The 18,126-nt window shown below is 43.9% G+C and carries 17 protein-coding genes and 3 pseudogenes; 15 read left to right on the forward strand and 5 right to left on the reverse strand.

Going from position 1 to position 18,126, the window contains the following annotated elements; all coding sequences use genetic code 11:
• Positions 1 to 60 precede the first annotated feature (60 nt).
• Both tcyP and G4P54_RS21220 read left to right on the forward strand, forming a co-directional pair.
• Positions 61 to 1,452 carry an L-cystine transporter TcyP gene (gene tcyP / locus G4P54_RS04880; RefSeq protein WP_167871950.1) on the forward strand — a complete coding sequence of 464 codons (1,392 nt, stop codon included), beginning with the start codon at positions 61 to 63 and terminating at the stop codon, positions 1,450 to 1,452.
• Between the two features lie 114 nt (positions 1,453 to 1,566).
• Positions 1,567 to 1,677: pseudogene (locus tag G4P54_RS21220) on the forward strand (hypothetical protein); the annotation flags it as partial.
• A 72-nt stretch (positions 1,678 to 1,749) separates the two neighbouring features.
• Here G4P54_RS21220 and G4P54_RS04885 read toward each other — a convergent pair.
• From G4P54_RS04885 to G4P54_RS04895, 3 genes are all read right to left on the reverse strand, one after another.
• Positions 1,750 to 2,319, reverse strand: coding sequence for a DUF2812 domain-containing protein (locus G4P54_RS04885; protein WP_167871951.1), 570 nt, complete (start codon positions 2,317 to 2,319; stop codon positions 1,750 to 1,752).
• Complete coding sequence (locus G4P54_RS04890) at positions 2,306 to 2,623, reverse strand: PadR family transcriptional regulator (RefSeq protein ID WP_024714736.1); 318 nt, start codon at positions 2,621 to 2,623, stop codon at positions 2,306 to 2,308. The genes G4P54_RS04885 and G4P54_RS04890 overlap by 14 nt, the downstream gene beginning before the upstream one ends.
• A gap of 575 nt (positions 2,624 to 3,198) precedes the next feature.
• Positions 3,199 to 3,636 carry a hypothetical protein gene (locus G4P54_RS04895; protein WP_081719841.1) on the reverse strand — a complete coding sequence of 146 codons (438 nt, stop codon included), beginning with the start codon at positions 3,634 to 3,636 and terminating at the stop codon, positions 3,199 to 3,201.
• A gap of 149 nt (positions 3,637 to 3,785) precedes the next feature.
• Between G4P54_RS04895 and G4P54_RS04900 the strand changes: the two genes are divergently transcribed.
• Positions 3,786 to 4,355: a YhcN/YlaJ family sporulation lipoprotein gene (locus G4P54_RS04900; protein ID WP_167871952.1), complete on the forward strand. Its 570-nt coding sequence runs from the start codon at positions 3,786 to 3,788 to the stop codon at positions 4,353 to 4,355.
• Between the two features lie 119 nt (positions 4,356 to 4,474).
• Positions 4,475 to 5,444, forward strand: a pseudogene (locus G4P54_RS21225) (gluzincin family metallopeptidase).
• Here the strand turns inward: G4P54_RS21225 and G4P54_RS04915 are convergent.
• Positions 5,376 to 6,029, reverse strand: coding sequence for a spore coat protein (locus tag G4P54_RS04915; RefSeq protein ID WP_167871953.1), 654 nt, complete (start codon positions 6,027 to 6,029; stop codon positions 5,376 to 5,378). The pseudogene G4P54_RS21225 and the gene G4P54_RS04915 overlap by 69 nt on opposite strands.
• Before the next feature lie 397 nt (positions 6,030 to 6,426).
• Between G4P54_RS04915 and srtA the strand changes: the two genes are divergently transcribed.
• A complete protein-coding gene (gene srtA / locus G4P54_RS04920) occupies positions 6,427 to 7,023 on the forward strand; it encodes a sortase SrtA (protein WP_167871954.1) in 597 nt (198 codons plus the stop codon).
• A 30-nt stretch (positions 7,024 to 7,053) separates the two neighbouring features.
• Here srtA and G4P54_RS04925 read toward each other — a convergent pair whose 3' ends face one another.
• Positions 7,054 to 7,962, reverse strand: coding sequence for an RluA family pseudouridine synthase (locus tag G4P54_RS04925; protein ID WP_167871955.1), 909 nt, complete (start codon positions 7,960 to 7,962; stop codon positions 7,054 to 7,056).
• Positions 7,963 to 8,071: 109 nt separating this feature from the next.
• Here G4P54_RS04925 and G4P54_RS04930 point away from each other — a divergent pair, with 109 nt between their 5' ends.
• From G4P54_RS04930 to glpD, 10 genes and pseudogenes are all read left to right on the forward strand, one after another.
• Positions 8,072 to 8,467 carry a YhcU family protein gene (locus tag G4P54_RS04930; protein WP_167871956.1) on the forward strand — a complete coding sequence of 132 codons (396 nt, stop codon included), beginning with the start codon at positions 8,072 to 8,074 and terminating at the stop codon, positions 8,465 to 8,467.
• A gap of 137 nt (positions 8,468 to 8,604) precedes the next feature.
• A complete protein-coding gene (locus G4P54_RS04935) occupies positions 8,605 to 9,027 on the forward strand; it encodes a CBS domain-containing protein (RefSeq protein WP_024714727.1) in 423 nt (140 codons plus the stop codon).
• Between the two features lie 125 nt (positions 9,028 to 9,152).
• Positions 9,153 to 9,815, forward strand: a complete 663-nt coding sequence (locus G4P54_RS04940; protein WP_167871957.1) for an HAD family hydrolase — start codon at positions 9,153 to 9,155, stop codon at positions 9,813 to 9,815.
• A gap of 15 nt (positions 9,816 to 9,830) precedes the next feature.
• On the forward strand, positions 9,831 to 11,372 hold the full coding sequence (locus G4P54_RS04945) for a bifunctional GNAT family N-acetyltransferase/carbon-nitrogen hydrolase family protein (protein ID WP_024714725.1): 1,542 nt from the start codon (positions 9,831 to 9,833) through the stop codon (positions 11,370 to 11,372).
• Between the two features lie 134 nt (positions 11,373 to 11,506).
• Positions 11,507 to 11,624, forward strand: a pseudogene (locus tag G4P54_RS21610) (AEC family transporter); the annotation flags it as partial.
• Between the two features lie 148 nt (positions 11,625 to 11,772).
• Positions 11,773 to 13,125 (forward strand): aspartate aminotransferase family protein, encoded by a 1,353-nt coding sequence (locus tag G4P54_RS04950; protein ID WP_167871958.1) that lies wholly within the window; start codon positions 11,773 to 11,775, stop codon positions 13,123 to 13,125.
• Between the two features lie 30 nt (positions 13,126 to 13,155).
• Positions 13,156 to 13,731 (forward strand): glycerol uptake operon antiterminator GlpP, encoded by a 576-nt coding sequence (glpP, locus tag G4P54_RS04955; RefSeq protein ID WP_167871959.1) that lies wholly within the window; start codon positions 13,156 to 13,158, stop codon positions 13,729 to 13,731.
• Positions 13,732 to 13,907: 176 nt separating this feature from the next.
• On the forward strand, positions 13,908 to 14,732 hold the full coding sequence (gene glpF, locus G4P54_RS04960) for a glycerol uptake facilitator protein GlpF (RefSeq protein WP_024714721.1): 825 nt from the start codon (positions 13,908 to 13,910) through the stop codon (positions 14,730 to 14,732).
• An 18-nt stretch (positions 14,733 to 14,750) separates the two neighbouring features.
• A complete protein-coding gene (glpK, locus tag G4P54_RS04965; RefSeq protein WP_167871960.1) occupies positions 14,751 to 16,241 on the forward strand; it encodes a glycerol kinase GlpK in 1,491 nt (496 codons plus the stop codon).
• Between the two features lie 141 nt (positions 16,242 to 16,382).
• On the forward strand, positions 16,383 to 18,050 hold the full coding sequence (glpD, locus tag G4P54_RS04970) for a glycerol-3-phosphate dehydrogenase (protein WP_167873825.1): 1,668 nt from the start codon (positions 16,383 to 16,385) through the stop codon (positions 18,048 to 18,050).
• Positions 18,051 to 18,126 lie beyond the last annotated feature (76 nt).

Consider the following 18,126-nt stretch of genomic DNA (forward strand, 5'->3'; position numbering starts at 1 on the left):
ACCGATCGGAATTAGTATAATATAGTAAATGAGAAAATTTGAAGGGAGAGTTTACCTGCTTTGGAGACTTTACTGGTTGTATTACATGTATTTATTTTATTTTTACTTATTTTAGGGCTTTTTGTTATGCAGAAAAAACATGTTTCCTTCTCTAAACGTGTATTTACTGCGCTGGGGTTGGGGATCGTATTCGGATTTGCGCTTCAGCTGATCTATGGCCCGACTTCAAATATAGTCATTCAAACAGCCGACTGGTTTAATATTGCCGGGGGCGGATATGTCAAATTGCTTCAAATGGTTGTCATGCCGCTCGTCTTTATTTCGATTCTCGGTGCATTTACAAAGCTGAAACTGACAAAAAATCTCGGCAAAATCAGCGGTTTGATTATTGGAATTTTAATTGCAACAACAGCGGTAGCGGCGGCTGTCGGCATTGCGTCCGCGCTTTCTTTTGACCTGCAGGCAATTCAGGTTGACCAAGGAAATACAGAGCTTTCGCGTGGACAGGAGCTTCAGCAGAAATCAGAGGATATGACAGCGAAAACGATGCCGCAGCAGATTGTTGAATTGCTGCCGGGAAATCCGTTTTTAGATTTTACGGGAGCCAGACCGACTTCAACGATCGCAGTCGTTATTTTTGCCGCTTTCCTTGGAATGGCATTCCTCGGTGTGAAGCATAAACAGCCGGAACAGGCAGAAACCTTCAAAAAAATGGTTGATGCTGCTTATGCCATTGTCATGCGTGTTGTCACGCTCATATTGAGACTGACGCCTTATGGGGTGCTGGCCATTATGACAAAAACGATTGCTACGAGTGATATTGACAGTATTTTAAAATTAGGAATGTTTGTAATTGCTTCGTATGCTGCGTTAATCACTATGTTTATCATTCATTTGGTGCTGCTGACGATCAGCGGCTTGAATCCGATTGTTTATTTGAAAAAAGCGCTGCCCGTACTTGTATTTGCATTTACGTCACGCTCAAGCGCGGGTGCATTGCCGCTGAATATTAAAACACAGAGAAGCATGGGTGTGCCGGAAGGAATCGCAAACTTCGCCGGTTCATTCGGCCTTTCGATCGGCCAAAATGGATGCGCCGGCATTTATCCTGCGATGCTGGCGATGATGATTGCCCCGACTGTCGGCCAAAATCCGTTTGATCCGGTATTTATCATCACAGTTATCGCGGTCGTTGCCATCAGCTCCTTCGGTGTTGCCGGAGTTGGCGGCGGAGCAACTTTCGCGGCGCTTCTTGTTTTATCATCATTAAATATGCCTGTCGCACTCGCCGGTTTATTAATCTCAATCGAACCGTTAATTGACATGGGGCGTACTGCCCTGAATGTCAGCGGAAGTATGACATCTGGCCTCATTACGAGTAAGGTCACAAAGGAAATTGATCCAAGGGTATTCAATGATCAAACAAGAGTGATCGAAGCTGAAGAAGCGTAACATATGAAAACGTGTAATCCATCAGGGATTACTGGTTAATCTTAATAAAAGACCCATGAACCTTGTAATATAAAGGTTTCATGGGTTTCTTTTTCTCATTTTTAGGGAAGATCAGCCGGCATTGCTGATCAATGGAATGATCTGATTGAAATAAAAATTACTTTTTTAACAAGTATTCCAGGTATCTTGGAAGACGCTAACTTATCTGAGGCATACAGAGAAAAGTGGTCGCCTGTGGTAGATGCATTCCCTCAATTCCTTATTGAATTAAAAAAGTTAATAATTAACCTCCTTTCATTATTTTTCTATTAACATTGAAAATTTTCGATACGCTTTATAGTAACTGCAGCCAAAGACAACAGCCATAAGAGCGGGAAGCGACCTCAAAAGGGCAAATGGAGTTTCAAATAAAAATGCTTTCCAAAACATTGCGCCTTCCATACTCCACAGACCTTCAGCTAAATACAAACCTGAATCCTTGTAAATCAAATAAGAATAAAATAAGCAAAGTAAACCAAAACAAGATGAATAACTCATTAATCTTTTATAATAATTACTCTTTGATTGGCGATCCGAGAAGATTTCATTTTGACCATCATCTTCTTTTTGCCAATATCGAGTTCCAACCCCCCAAGGGCCATTTATATAACTCCAGCCGAAGTCTTCATAGATCCCTTTGTAATCTTTGAACTTTTTCTTTGATAAATAATCTTGATAATCCACTCGCATCACATATCTCTTATCGGTTTTTTCGAAGGTGTATATTCCTAATCCGCTAATATTTGTACAACGATAGCCTTTTTGTAATTGCTCGTTCAGCCATTGCTCCTCTTTTTCAATATCAAAAAACATCTTAAATGTCTTCATTCGATTCACTTCCTTCGTACAGGGATAAAATATGCAATAACCTGTTTTGTTCCATTTTCAAAATGGCGTTTCCTTCTGCAGTTATCATATAGACTTTTCTCCGGCCCGACTCTCCAACAGGTTCAATCCAGCCATGCTTATTCAAGTTTTCAATCGCGCCGTATAATGTGCCGGCTGCTAAAATAACAGTTCCGTTACTCATCTTTTCGATCTTCTGCATGGCGGCATAGCCATGAAGCGGCTCCCGCAAAGCTAATAAAATATAATGCATGGTTTCAGACAGCGGTAATAATTTATGTTTCATATCCTCATCCTCTATTCAGTTCAACTATTTAGTTCAACTATTCAGTTCAACTTAATAATAACATAATACAGTTCAACTGAATAGTCAACTTTTCAAAGCTAGTCAAAGCAATTTAAAGTAAAAGCTTGATGAAAAGGGAAAAATCTAAAAAGTCGCTTTCCTTATGTAAGGAAAGCGACTTTTAGTGTAGTTTTCATTCAATTAAATTGCCTCATTAATTACAAACCGGTTAGTTCAAGATAGATGTTTAACTTTTGTTTAGCAATGGTTCTTTTTTCATCAAAACAGGATTTCAAACACTTCAGTGAATATTAAATGTTGAGCTTTGAACAAAGAAACAAAATGAAAAAAGAAGAGATTATTAATGAAAATTAATCGGATTATATTGGCAAGTGTTAACAGTGTTCTGTCCTCTTCATCTTTTTATGCGGCAGGTCAGCATAAAAATCCTTTCAAGCTTTCTTTATTGAAAAAAGAAGGATTTCTTTAATGAAAACCAGTAAAAGTTAAAAACATCTGTAAGAAAAACCAATATAATTATCCATTTTGAACTATTATGCAATCTTTACGTTTTTTTAACGGCCGGGTTCTAAGTCCTCCAGCATTTCCATCATGGTGTTGTCGTCCATGACATTCATTGCGCTTTGTTCAAAATGAATGGGCTCAGCATAATGAGGCTGTCTTTTTTTTGCGGCTGTTTCAGTTTGCCTAGATTGTGTCTGTGTATGCTGGTGTTGGGTTTGCTGCTGTCCGGCATGCTGGTGCTGACGGCCATTTTGCCGCTGGCTTTCATTTTGAGATCGGTCCTGGTTATCACCGCCAAATGCTTGTTTGACCATATTTCCTACATTAGAAGCATCAAACATGTTATTTTCCGAATTCCGTCTGTTCATTTGTCCTGTGACAAATCCGCTGATTCTTTGGCGGATCTGAGGTGATAAAGCGGCAATAAGTATCGTTGACCCTATAATCAAAGCCCCGGGACTGATTCCTCTTCGTTGGCTGAACAATATGATCCCTCCTTTACAGTGTATTCATATGTTCCCCTTCATTAGCCAAATTAACCGGTCTATTTCCCGGGAAAGCATTTCCTTCAGATTTGCATGCATAATTAAAGCCAGTTAGAAAAACCTATAGGTAAAGTGATAAAGGAGGAATTCACATGTTTGGAAAAAAACAAGTCTTTGCGTCTATGCTTCTTATTCCTTTGCTTATGACTGGCTGCAGTATGGGCGACCAAGGCGAGGGCAGACGTGATAATAATGATGCAAGAAATGTTAATTATCGCAATCCGGCGAATGATGATCTTCGCAATGTAAACAACCGGGATAACGTTGACAATAATGTTAATGATAATGTCAATAACAATAACGTAAATGACAATCATGACAACGATCGAAAACTTCAGGTTGCGGATAAAGCAGCTGATAAAGTAACTGATCTAAAAGAAGTTAAGCATGCAGATGTTATTGTAGCTGGAAATCAAGCCTACGTCGCAGTGGTATTAACAAATGGAAATAAAGGCACAGTAGAAAATAATCTAAAGAAAAAAATAGCCAAAAAGGTAAGATCTACTGACAAAAGCATTGATAATGTTTACGTTTCTGCGAACCCTGATTTTGTAGAACGTATGCAAGGTTATGGAAAGCGTATCCAAAATGGTGACCCGATCGCCGGATTATTTGATGAATTTACACAAACTGTACAGCGCGTATTCCCTAACGCTGAATAAATGCAAAAAGCCGCATCATTTATGCGGCTTTTTCTTTGCGTTAATGACACACCGCGCGCTCAAGCTGCATAGAGTAAAAATAAAAGGTACAAGACGGACCGGCTCAGGGAGGGAGACGTTTGCGGGGTGGCATAGGAAAGCGTGCGGCATCCGCTCTATTCCTGTGCGGCGTCCTTGTGATGCTGGCTGTAAGCTCGGCCATCGTATCAAGCTCGATGTATATACTGTCTTTGCCAGAGCAGGCATCTGGTATAACAAAAGAACAAGTGACGAAGCACATGAAGAAAGAGTCATTCAAACAAGCCGATATTTATTACACTTCCAAGGAAAAGTCCTTACTGCCATTGACGAAAGATACGCTTGAATATGCGGTCAGTATTAATCAGATTATGATTGGATATTCGAGTCAAAAGCCTATTGATATTATTTTTTTTTCTAACGAAAAACAGATGGAGGCTTACTCCGGTTTATTGGATGTCGTTGGTTTTTATTCTGAGAGGGAGCAGCTGATCGGGTTGCTGCCTGAAGAGAAAAAGTTGCTTTTAGAAGGTGATGAAGTAGCAGTTTATTTGTATCAGAGATTGTTGATACATGAATACACTCACCATGCGTTTCACCAGAAATTGAAGGAGCTTAAAGCAGATCCTGATGAGTTTCCGTTATGGTTTCACGAAGGATTAAGCGAGTGGATCGCGAACTATGAATTGCTCATAGATCCGATCTCGTTTTCTGTCGTGCCCTTTGACCGTTTGCAGACAGATCAAGACTGGCAGGAAGCACGAACCGAATATGACACAGATGTCTATTTGCAAAGCTTTTATATGATCAATGAGCTGACGGACAAATACGGGAAAGACGTTATGTCAAAAATGATAAAGGAAACGGCAAAAAAAGGAGACTTTAAAAAAGGGTTTAAATCAGCAACAAAGGAAAGTCTTGATCAATTTGAAAAAGATTTTAAGAAAAAATTCGAAAAAAACAGTGCGGCATTGGATAGTATCTATCCAATGCCCTTTGTTATTAGTGAAGTCCTTGCTGACCCATTCCGCCTTGTGTTGGAGGCATTTGTCCTTGGGCAGGGGCGAATGAATTTCTCAGCTGTTCCATATCCTGCGCATCAAGCTGAGGAACCTGGTAATAGCCGTGCTTGTTTTGGTATAAGAAAATTTCAAAAGCCATTTCAACATACTGCTGAATTTGCGCTGACAGTACGCGTCTGACAGCTGGGTTTGTCATTTCCAGAGAAGCCATCGTCAGCATAGAAGCCTGTGCTTTAACCGCGCAAAGCATTTGTCGGCTGATGATGCTGTCATCAATGTCATTCATGGATTGAACCGGTTTTTTAGGCTGTGACGGCTGCATGCCGTAAACAGTTTGGTTGTCTTCCTTCATCATGTAAGTTGCTGTTTTTTGTGACGGTTCGCTTCCTGTTTTGAAGCATTCTGCAGTTAAGTTAAATTGAGACGTAATAAATTGATGTTGGCGATCAAGGATATTTAACAATTCCTGATCCTTACAAAATTGTCTCAGCATCATAAATTGATCAAGCACAGTCAGTGTTCCGGATAGCACCTCGTGCATATCAAACATTTCATGTCCGCCGTGGTTTTTATGCGGTTTTCCAGGGATGCCTTTGTTCATCTGGGATTGCTGCTGCTGATTTAACTGATCCAAACCGAATTCCTCCTTTTTTTTCAGATCAGCTGTATTTTGTCTCAGTATGCTTCGTTTTATGCAGAAGCCTGAAAGGAATGATATGCTGTCTGTCGAAGTGATAAGCAGACAGCATCAATTTTATGTGACGGCGACAGGTGCAAAATAGCACCCAACCGGATTACTGGTTTGGACGCGGCAGTTGAGCACGTGAATAGCTTTGATGACAAAAGAGGGAAGAATTCAGCTTGCTGCCGCCTGCAGCTATTTTGAAGGGGTGAAATACGGAGGATGCCGGCAAGATTAGTACATCGTGTTTAAGCGGATCTGATCATCATCTCCCGGAAGAAAAGCGGTCGGGAGTGGCGTTGTCTTGAACTTATCTATATGTCAGAAGAAAAAGGAGTGCCTCGAGGACGTGAAAAAGGTTATTCCGCTCGTCATCATTGCGGCCGGTCTTATGATCACAGGCTATGGATGCCTTACACTGATAGATACGAATAGGAAGACTGAACAGACATTAAAAGAAGCCAAACTGATGGCTGAAAAGCCGCAGAAAGCTTTTGGTGTGAAACAAAGCAAAGATCAGACAAAGGATAAAGCATTATTTAAGCCAGAAACCGGACAAGCCAGCGGGATTTTGGAAATACCGAAAATCAATGCAGAGCTTCCGATCGTGGAGGGTACCGATGCAGATGATTTAGAAAAAGGTGTGGGGCATTACAAGGATAGCTATTATCCTGATGAAAACGGGCAAATTGTGTTATCGGGACATCGGGATACCGTGTTTCGCAGGACGGGAGAGCTGGAAAAGGGAGACCGGCTTCGTATCCTCCTGCCATATGGAGATTTTACATATGAAATTGTAAATTCAAAAATTGTCGATAAGGATGACACATCCATTATTACGCTCCAGCACGAACAGGAAGAACTAATTCTGACGACTTGCTATCCGTTTTCATATGTCGGAGATGCCCCAAAGCGCTATATTATATATGGCAAACGGGTTACATAAAAAGCCGCAGGCAAGTCCTGCGGCTATTCTTCATGAAAAATATGTGCGGCAAAGGTTTTCTATATCAGCCGGGAAAGGCGCTTCGGCAACAATCAGCTCGCCGGTTATCGGGTGAACCGCCTGCACCTTTTTGGCATGGAGCGCCTGCCTGTTGAGCAGCTTGCTCCCGCCTCCGTAAAGCGCATCACCTGTCAGCGGATGGCCGATGCTCGCCATATGAACACGAATTTGGTGTGTTCTTCCTGTTTCGAGTTCTAATTCAACGAGCGACAGGCGCTCTTTCGCATTGCCGGCAATGACCTTGAAGTGAGTGACGGCTGCTTGTCCGCCGGGTGAAACCCGGCGTCTAGTCGGGTGTGATCTGTCTCTGCCGATCGGTGAATCAATTGTCCCTTTTTTTGTCTTTAGCTTTCCTTCAACGATCGCGGTATACGTGCGTTTCAGCGTTTTTTTCTCTAACTGCTGGTCCAGGATGGCGTGTGCCAAACGATGCTTGGCAAAAACGATTGCGCCAGATGTGTCCTGATCAAGGCGATGGACGTGGCGCACCTTGTATGTTTCACCATTCACCTGATAATGGTATGCGATCAAATTAGCCAGTGTGCCGGTTTGGCCGGCTTCATTCGGATGAGTCGCTATGCCTGCCGGTTTATTGACGATGAGCATGTGATTGTCCTCAAATAAAATATCAAGCTCTCCATACTCCGGTATGACGGTGGATTCTTCCTTTTCCTGAAGATCAATGAACACGCGGTCTCCCTTTTTTACGACCACATTGTTGATGACGGATTCGTGATTGACCTTTATCTGATGATGGGACATCCAGTCTTGAATCACGGGTTTAGAGGCTTTGAGCGCTGTTTTCAGTACAGAAAACAGCCATTGTCCATCGTGTTTGTCGTTAATGAGGAGTTCAAGCCCTCTGCCTTTTTGTTTCATGTTTAATGGCTCCTTTTCGAAGCGGAAGGCATTTGTTTCTATAGGAAACACTTACCTTAGCTTTCGCGTTTTTTTCTGTGCTATTCTTGAGTAAGACTTAGGATATTCGATGGCAAGAAAGGTGATTGACGTGAGAATTGTGAACGCAGCAACTGAAGAACAGGAGAGCTTTATCAAGGAGCTTTCAATGGAGCTTTTCCATGACGTATTTCCTCTTTATTTCTCCGAACTGGATATACAGCGCTTTAAAAAGAAAGGCGTTTTGTCTTTAAATAACCATTATTACCAAGGAACGTTAAAAGAAGCGTTTCAAATTATGGCTTGTCTGCAAATGATACATATTGTCCTGACAAAGCCTTCGCCGCATTTTAATGTGAGTGATCAGGCAATTTTTGAGAAAAACAGCAAGATGCTGAATGATTTCGGGATATATTTTCCGTTTGCTTTTTCTGACTTTCAAACGAAAACAAACAAAGCCATTCTCGGTCTCAGAAGGCTGATATAATCAGGCAGCAAGAGCTTTTCTATTTTCAGAAAAGCTCTTTTTTGCATCAGTGAAATCATATCATAAAACCTTTCCTCTAACTTCCTTTTTAATCGGCTCGCGTCTGAACATACTAATGATTGAAAGGGGTGCTGGCAATGAGTTCAGTAAAAGATACAATGACAACGCAGGTGGCAACCGTTTCACCGAATCAAACGATTCAGGAAGCGGCTTCTCTCATGAAACAGCATAACGTCGGGGTCATTCCCGTTGTAGAGCAAGGTGTTTTAAAAGGAATGCTGACTGACCGTGACATTGCATTAAGAACTACAGCTCAGGGCCGAGATGGCCATACACCCGTTTCAGAAGTGATGTCAACAGATCTCGTATCGGGAAACCCTCATATGAGTCTGGAAGACGCGTCTCAGCTGATGGCCCAGCACCAAATCCGCCGCCTTCCTATTGTAGATCAAAACAATCTAGTCGGGATCGTTGCGCTTGGAGACCTGGCAGTCAATCAGATGTCGAACGAGTCTGCGGGAGAAGCGCTGACAAACATTTCTCATCAAAACATTCATTAATAAGAAAGAGCTTGCGTTGTGCAGGCTCTTTCTTCACATAAACCTTACTTTTTGAAAGCAGACATGTTTCGGGGTATAGTGAGTGTATACATATGTCTCAATTTGGACTAAAGGAGTTGTACGCAGTGATTAAAGCGTTAATTTTTGACTTTGACGGACTGATTCTAGATACAGAAACTCACGAATATGAAGTCCTTCAGGAAATATTTGAGGAGCATGGATCAGCCCTGCCTATGTCTGTCTGGGGAAAGGTGATCGGAACAGCGGCGGGATTTCGGCCTTTTGAGTATTTAGAAGAGCAGATTGGCAAAAAGCTGAACCATGAGGAACTGACAGCATTGAGAAGACAACGGTTTGCGAAACGCATGGAGAACGAAAAAGCAAGACCGGGTGTTGAAGCGTATTTGAATGCGGCAAAGGATTTAGGTTTAAAGGTAGGCCTTGCCTCCAGCTCCGATTATAAGTGGGTGTCGGGCCATTTGAAGCAACTTGGCCTGTTTGACGATTTTGAGGTCATCCAAACGGCGGATGATGTGGAAGAGGTAAAGCCGAATCCTGAACTGTATGTATTGGCGGCAAAGAACCTTGGTGTATCCCCATCGGAATGTCTTGCGTTTGAGGATTCTGTGAATGGTTCAATTGCTGCGAAAAGAGCAGGAATGAAGTGTGTGATTGTCCCGAATAAAGTGACGGGCACTTTGATGTTTGAAGACTATGATCACAGGCTTGAATCAATGGCAGAGATGGAGCTCGCCTTATTGCTTGATCATCTGAACTCACAACACTAGAAAGGAGCGAGCAGTTTGTCTGAAAAATTAGATTTGACCCGTTTTGAAAAGAAAATGGTCATCCGCAATATCGAAGAAAAAGACATCGAAAAGATTATCGATCTGCAAAAGGATTGCTTCCCGGGGATGGAGCCTTGGAAGCGGGAGCATTTAATCAGTCACTTGGAGCATTTTCCCGAAGGGCAGTTTTGTGCAGAATTCGAAGGTGAAATTATCGGCTCGTGCTCGAGTCTCCTGATTAATTTTGATGAATATGATGACCGCCATACGTGGCAGGACATTACAGATGACGGTTATATCACCAACCATAATCCGGACGGCTTAAATATGTACGGGATTGAGGTTATGGTGGATCCAAAATACAGACGAATGAAGATCGGCCACCGTTTGTATGAGGCGAGAAAGGATTTGGCCAGACGCTTAAATCTGAAAAGCATCATCATAGGCGGACGGATTCCGAACTATCATAAATATGCAGAAGAAATGACGGCAAGAGCGTACGTTGAACAGGTGACACGCCACCAAATTTACGATCCGGTCCTTTCTTTTCAGCTGATGAACGGTTTTACCCTTATGCGGATTAACCCGAATTATCTCCCGGATGATACAGCTTCGATCAAGTATGCGACGCTGATGGAATGGAATAATGTCGATTATCTTCCGCAGCAGACAAAACGCTATTATAAATCGGCGTTCCCTGTGAGAATTTGTGTGATTCAATACGAAATGAAGAAAATTTATTCTTTTGAGGAATTTGCCAATCAAGTAGAATACTATGTCGATGTCGCTTCCGACGCGAGATCTGATTTTGCGGTCTTCCCGGAAATTTTCACTACCCAGCTCATGTCATTCCTTGAGGAACGGTCACCGAGCTTGGCGATACAGAGAATCACCGAGTATACAGAGGATTACATCAGCTTGTTTACTGATTTGGCCGTAAAGTACAACGTCAACATTATCGGCGGATCTCATTTCGTCGAAGAGGAAGGCAAGATCTATAATATTGCTTACCTGTTCAGACGTGACGGAACAATCGAAAAGCAATATAAACTCCATATTACGCCGAATGAACGTAAATGGTGGGGAATCAGCGCCGGAGACCAGGTTCGCGTGTTTGATACGGACTGCGGAAAAATCGCCATTCAAATCTGTTATGACATTGAATTTCCTGAGCTTGCCCGGATTGCTGCGGATAAAGGCGCAAAAATCATTTTTACGCCGTTTTGTACAGAAGACCGCCAAGGCTATTTGCGTGTCAGATACTGTTCGCAGGCAAGAGCGGTTGAAAATCAGATTTATACGGTCATTTCGGGAACGGTTGGAAACCTTCCGCAAACGGAAAATATGGATATCCAATACGCACAGTCAGGCATCTTTGCACCTTCTGATTTCGAATTCGCCAGAGATGGCATTGTCGGCGAAACAAACCCGAATATCGAAATGGTCGTCATCGGCGATGTTGACCTGGAAATTCTCAGAAGGCAGCGTCAAAACGGTACAGTGCGCCAGCTAAAAGACAGACGGCGTGATGTTTATCATATCCAATATAAAAAATAATCCCGATACCCGCCTGAATTGGCGGGTTTTTTTAAAATGGAATTGAAGCGCTTACATACTTGTTTTAAAATAAAGGAAATTGGATGCAAGAAAATACCTTACGGAGTCTGTTTGTTTTAGTTCTTGTCTACGCTTTAGAGCTGATGGTTTCCCCGTTGATTGCGCTTGATTACATTGTTATTGCCTGTGGATGACATGGCAAAACAAATGATGATTGCCGCTATGCCGACCGCTGCCAACACAATTTTTCTTCTTGAGAAAGAGGAAGCTTATGATTTCCGGGGTTTATTGACTCTAGCCCAGTCTGGCTTTATATTGTAGGCAGGGAAACCATCACCAAGACATCACATATGAGAAGGTCTGTTTCAATTGAATTGGCACTTTAGCGAACGCTAATGAAATGGAGATGTTGGGGATGGAAAACATTCAGCAAAATCAGGGATTAAAGCAAAAAGATGAGCAATTTGTGTGGCATGCCATGAAGGGAGCGCATCAAGCGGACAGCCTGATTGCCCAAAAGGCGGAAGGGGCCTGGGTGACCGACATAGAAGGGCGCCGTTATTTGGATGCGATGTCCGGTTTGTGGTGCGTCAATATTGGTTACGGCAGAAAGGAGCTTGCGGAGGCCGCCTATGAGCAATTAAAGGAGCTGCCTTACTACCCGTTAACGCAAAGTCACGCACCGGCGATTCAACTGGCGGAAAAGCTGAATGAATGGCTTGGCGGCGATTATGTCATCTTCTTTTCCAACAGCGGTTCGGAAGCAAACGAAACTGCTTTTAAAATCACCCGCCAGTACCATCTGCAAAACGGCGATCACAGCCGTTATAAATTCATCTCAAGATACAGAGCATACCACGGCAACACATTGGGAGCACTCTCAGCAACGGGACAAGCGCAGCGGAAATATAAATATGAGCCTTTAAGCCAGGGGTTCCTGCATGCAGCCCCGCCGGATGTCTATCGGAACCCAAAGGATGCAGACACGCTTGAAAGCGCAAATGAGATTGACCGCATCATGACATGGGAATTAAGTGAAACGATTGCCGGGGTGATCATGGAGCCCATCATTACAGGCGGGGGCATCTTGATGCCGCCGGACGGTTATATGAAGAAGGTGGAGGACATTTGCCGCCGCCACGGAGCTCTTTTGATTTGCGATGAAGTCATCTGCGGTTTTGGACGGACAGGCGAGCCGTTCGGATTTATGCATTACGGCGTAAAGCCTGATATCATTACGATGGCAAAGGGAATTACAAGCGCGTATCTGCCATTGTCAGCGACTGCTGTGAAACGCGATATTTTTGAAGCGTACCAGGGTGATGCGCCTTACGACCGTTTCCGTCATGTGAACACGTTCGGCGGAAGCCCGGCTGCCTGTGCATTGGCATTGAAAAATCTGCAAATTATGGAGGATGAACAGCTGATTCAGCGATCCCGCGACCTTGGAGCAGTGCTTTTGGGTGAGCTTCAAGCCTTAAGAGAACACCCGGCAGTCGGAGATGTGAGGGGAAAAGGGCTGCTGATCGGAATCGAGCTCGTCAAAGATCAATTGACAAAAGAGCCGGCTGATGCTGACAAAGTAAACCAAGTGGTTGCGGCGTGCAAAGAAAAAGGGCTGATCATCGGCAAAAACGGAGATACCGTCGCAGGCTACAACAATGTCATCCAGCTCGCGCCGCCATTTTGCCTGACAGAAGAAGGCCTCTCCTTTATCGTGAAAACGGTGAAAGATAGCTTTCAGACGATTTAATATAAAAGTGATTTGTTAAAGGAGCACACGATGAGTTTTCACAATCAGCCGATTTTACCGGCTATTCGCAATATGAAGCAATTTGATGAGTTTTTGAACAGTTCATTTTCCTACGGCGTTATTCTCGATATTCATCTCGGCCAGCTGAAGGGCGTGATCAAAGAGGCGCAAAAGCACGGAAAGAAGATGATGGTGCACGTCGATCTTATCCAGGGAATCAAGCATGATGAATACGGAGCAGAGTTTATTTGCCAGGACATCAAGCCCGCCGGGATTATTTCAACTAGATCGAACGTGATTGCCAAAGCGAAGCAGAAGAAAATCTATGCGATTCAGCGCCTGTTTCTGCTTGATACAAGCGCGATGGAGAAAAGTATGGAGTTTATCGGCAAGCATAAGCCTGACTTCATTGAAGTGCTGCCCGGTATCGTTCCGTCACTCATTCAAGAAATAAAAGAGAAAACGGGAATTCCCATCTTTGCCGGCGGTTTCATCCGTACGGAAGAGGATGTAGAACAGGCCTTGAAAGCAGGGGCTGTTGCTGTCACAACATCAAACACCAAATTATGGAAGAGATATGAAAACTTTTTGACGAAGGAAGATTGACAACGCTTTCATCGGCTGATACAATTGCACTAGGTTAATACATTGTGATGGAGAACTCGGAGACCACAGCAGCTCTTTACGGTAAATGTCTATGCACCCGTAAAGCGGTTTGTTGTGGTTTTTTATTCTCTTCTTCTCTATCATACTTTTAATCGTGACTTTAGGAGGAATGTGCTATGACAGCATTTTGGGGAGAGGTCATCGGTACGATGCTGCTTATCATTTTTGGGGCCGGTGTTTGTGCAGGTGTCAATTTAAAGAAATCGCTTTCATTCCAGTCTGGCTGGATTGTTATTGTATTTGGATGGGGGTTGGGTGTTGCCATGGCGGCTTATGCGGTTGGCGGCATCAGCGGAGCACATTTGAATCCGGCATTAACGATAGCGTTTGCATTTGTTGGCGATTTTCCGTGGAAAGAGGTTCCGGTTTATATTGCGGCGCAAATGATCGGTGCGATCATCGGTGCGGTGATTATCTACCTGCACTACCTGCCTCATTGGAAGTCAACGGATGATCCCGCTGCCAAGCTGGGTGTTTTCTCAACAGGTCCGAGCATCCCGCATACATTTGCAAACGTTTTAAGTGAAGTAATCGGGACATTTGTTCTTGTGCTTGGCATTTTGGCGATTGGGGCAAATCAATTTACAGAAGGGCTTAATCCTTTAATTGTCGGTTTTCTCATCGTGGCGATCGGTATCTCTCTTGGGGGCACCACCGGCTATGCGATTAATCCGGCCCGCGACTTAGGGCCGCGGATTGCCCACGCTTTTCTTCCGATCCCGGGCAAGGGCTCATCAAACTGGAAATACGCATGGGTTCCGGTAGCCGGCCCGATTTTAGGCGGATCGTTCGGCGGCGTATTTTACAACGCCGCATTTAAAGGGCAGATCACAAGCAGCTTCTGGATTGTAAGCGTTATATTGGTTGTGGTATTGTTAGGGCTCTATGTTTATACGAAATCACATTCTGCTAAAACATTATCAAATTCAAAATATATGTAATCAAAGGGGAGACATCTTATGGAAACGTACATTTTATCCTTAGACCAGGGGACGACAAGTTCAAGAGCGATTCTGTTTAATAAAGAAGGCAAAATCGTTCACTCCGCTCAAAAGGAATTTACACAATACTTCCCGCACCCAGGTTGGGTTGAGCATAATGCGAATGAAATTTGGGGCTCTGTCCTCGCTGTTATCGCATCAGTCATTTCTGAATCGGGAATCAGCGCTTCTCAAATTGCCGGCATCGGTATCACAAACCAGCGTGAGACGGCGGTTGTGTGGGATAAGGACACAGGAAAGCCTGTCTACAATGCGATTGTTTGGCAGTCCAGGCAGACGTCCGGCATTTGTGAGGAGCTTCGTGAAAAAGGATATAATGAGCGTTTCAGAGAAAAAACAGGGCTTTTAATCGATCCGTATTTCTCCGGCACGAAGGTGAAGTGGATTTTAGACAATGTGGAAGGCGCACGAGAAAAAGCGGAAAAAGGCGAGCTGCTGTTTGGGACGATTGATACATGGCTCATTTGGAAAATGTCTGGCGGAAAAGCGCATGTGACCGATTACTCAAACGCATCCAGAACACTGATGTTTAATATTTACGATTTAAAATGGGATGACGAGCTTCTCGACATTTTAGATATACCGAAACCCATGCTGCCTGAGGTGAAGCCGTCTTCCCATGTGTATGCGGAAACTGTTGATTATCACTTCTTCGGAAAAAATATCCCGATTGCAGGTGCGGCAGGAGACCAGCAGTCCGCATTGTTTGGCCAGGCGTGCTTTGAAGAGGGCATGGGAAAAAACACGTACGGCACAGGATGTTTCATGCTGATGAATACGGGGGAAAAAGCAATTAAGTCCGAACACGGCCTTTTAACGACAATCGCATGGGGCATTGACGGAAAAGTTGAATATGCTTTAGAAGGAAGTATTTTTGTAGCAGGCTCTGCCATTCAATGGCTCAGAGACGGATTGAGAATGTTCCAGGATTCCGCACTCAGCGAATCTTACGCGGAGAAGGTGGATTCAACCGACGGCGTATATGTTGTTCCGGCATTTGTCGGCCTGGGAACGCCTTACTGGGACAGCGACGTGCGCGGTTCGGTTTTCGGCCTGACAAGAGGCACAACAAAAGAACATTTTATCCGTGCGACACTGGAGTCATTGGCATATCAGTCAAAAGATGTGCTTGACGCAATGGAAGCTGATTCAAATATTTCATTAAAGACGCTTCGTGTAGACGGAGGCGCCGTGAAAAATAATTTCCTGATGCAGTTCCAGGGAGATATTCTGGATGTGCCTGTGGAGCGTCCGGAAATTAATGAAACGACTGCGCTTGGCGCGGCCTATTTGGCAGGTATTGCTGTGGGATTCTGGAAGGACCGTTCTGAAATCGCGAACCAGTGGAATCTGGATAAACGGTTTGAGCCTGAATTAGAAGAAGAAAAACGACATGAGCTGTATACAGGCTGGCAAAAAGCCGTAAAAGCGGCTATGGCTTTTAAATAGAATGAGAGTATGATATACTGATTACAAGTTAATAAGAACGGTCCTGAGATGAGGAGAGACCACAGCACCAAAGTGTAACCATGCACTTTGGCTGTTGTGGTCTCTTTTTCTATTTACACACCGTGACAACAAGGAGGAGCCATAATGAAACATCCATTTTCAAGTCTTGAAAGAGACCGCATGCTGACAGACATGACGAAAAAAACATACGATCTATTTATTATCGGCGGAGGAATTACGGGAGCGGGAACAGCTCTTGACGCGGCATCAAGGGGAATGAAAGTCGCGCTCAGCGAAATGCAGGATTTCGCGGCGGGCACATCAAGCCGATCAACGAAGCTTGTTCATGGCGGCTTACGCTATTTAAAACAATTTGAAGTGAAAATGGTTGCAGAAGTGGGGAAAGAACGGGCGATTGTGTACGAAAACGGCCCGCACGTCACCACGCCGGAATGGATGCTGCTTCCGTTTCATAAAGGCGGCACATTCGGTTCATTCACAACCTCTATCGGTTTAAGAGTTTATGATTTCCTTGCAGGCGTGAAAAAATCAGAACGAAGAAGCATGCTTTCTGCAAAAGAAACGCTGCAAAAAGAGCCATTGGTGAAAAAAGACGGTTTAAAAGGCGGCGGGTACTATGTGGAATACCGCACTGACGATGCGAGACTGACAATCGAAGTCATGAAGGAAGCGGTCAAATTCGGAGCAGAGCCCGTGAATTATTCCAAAGTAAAGGAGCTCCTTTACGAAAAAGGCAAAGCAGTCGGCGTATTAATTCAAGATATGCTGACAAAGAAAGAATATAAAGTGTATGCGAAAAAAATTGTCAATGCGACAGGGCCATGGGTCGATCAGCTCAGAGAAAAAGACCATTCGAAAAACGGAAAGCATTTACAGCATACAAAAGGTGTTCACCTTGTATTTGACCAGTCTGTCTTCCCGCTGAAACAGGCGGTATATTTCGATACACCTGACGGCCGTATGGTATTTGCGATTCCTCGTGAAGGCAAAACATATGTGGGAACAACAGACACTGTTTACAAAGAAGCGCTTGAGCATCCGCGAATGACAAAGGAGGATCGTGATTACGTCATCAAGTCAGTCAATTACATGTTCCCAGAACTGAATATCACTGCGGATGACATCGAATCCAGCTGGGCGGGGCTGCGTCCTCTGATTCATGAAGAAGGAAAAGACCCTTCCGAAATTTCTCGGAAAGACGAGATTTGGACATCTGACTCTGGCCTGATCACAATCGCCGGCGGTAAGCTGACAGGGTACAGAAAAATGGCGGAGCACATCGTCGATCTTGTACGTGATCGCTTAAAAGAAGAAGGCGAAAAAGATTTCGGTTCATGTAAAACGAAAAACATGCCAATCTCAGGCGGACACGTCGGCGGTTCAAAAAATCTCATGTCCTTCGTTACGGCGAAAACAAAAGAAGGCATCGCAGCCGGCTTATCAGAGAAAGACGCAAAACAGCTGGCGATCAGATACGGTTCTAACGTAGAGCGTGTATTTAACCGAGTGGAAGCGTTGAAAGAAGAAGCCGCGAAACGCCATGTTCCGGTTCATATTCTCGCTGAGGCAGAATACAGTATAGAAGAAGAGATGACCGCAACACCTGCTGATTTCTTTGTCCGCAGAACGGGACGTTTATTCTTTGATATCAATTGGGTAAAAACGTATAAAGATGCCGTTATTGATTTTATGAGCGAGCGATTCCAATGGGATGAGCAGGCGAAAAACAAACATACAGAAAACCTCAACAAGCTTTTACACGATGCGGTTGTGCCGCTCGAGCAATAAATCATAACGGGCTGTCTGTCAGCCCGTTATTTCTTTTTACATGCCGAAAGTTCCAGGACTCAAGTTATCAAGTGAC

The organism is Bacillus tequilensis (genome assembly GCF_012225885.1).
Lineage (GTDB): Bacteria > Bacillota > Bacilli > Bacillales > Bacillaceae > Bacillus > Bacillus tequilensis.

What these genes read in the sequence shown, in the direction of transcription:
- G4P54_RS04885 (WP_167871951.1), bottom strand. Translation starts at nt 2,319, where the DNA reads ATGAAGACATTTAAGATGTTTTTTGATATTGAAAAAGAGGAGCAATGG.
- G4P54_RS04890 (WP_024714736.1), bottom strand. Translation starts at nt 2,623, where the DNA reads ATGAAACATAAATTATTACCGCTGTCTGAAACCATGCATTATATTTTA.
- G4P54_RS04900 (WP_167871952.1), top strand. Translation starts at nt 3,786, where the DNA reads ATGTTTGGAAAAAAACAAGTCTTTGCGTCTATGCTTCTTATTCCTTTG.
- G4P54_RS04925 (WP_167871955.1), bottom strand. Translation starts at nt 7,962, where the DNA reads ATGAAACAAAAAGGCAGAGGGCTTGAACTCCTCATTAACGACAAACAC.
- G4P54_RS04930 (WP_167871956.1), top strand. Translation starts at nt 8,072, where the DNA reads ATGGCAAGAAAGGTGATTGACGTGAGAATTGTGAACGCAGCAACTGAA.
- G4P54_RS04935 (WP_024714727.1), top strand. Translation starts at nt 8,605, where the DNA reads ATGAGTTCAGTAAAAGATACAATGACAACGCAGGTGGCAACCGTTTCA.
- G4P54_RS04950 (WP_167871958.1), top strand. Translation starts at nt 11,773, where the DNA reads ATGGAGATGTTGGGGATGGAAAACATTCAGCAAAATCAGGGATTAAAG.
- glpP (WP_167871959.1), top strand. Translation starts at nt 13,156, where the DNA reads ATGAGTTTTCACAATCAGCCGATTTTACCGGCTATTCGCAATATGAAG.
- glpF (WP_024714721.1), top strand. Translation starts at nt 13,908, where the DNA reads ATGACAGCATTTTGGGGAGAGGTCATCGGTACGATGCTGCTTATCATT.
- glpK (WP_167871960.1), top strand. Translation starts at nt 14,751, where the DNA reads ATGGAAACGTACATTTTATCCTTAGACCAGGGGACGACAAGTTCAAGA.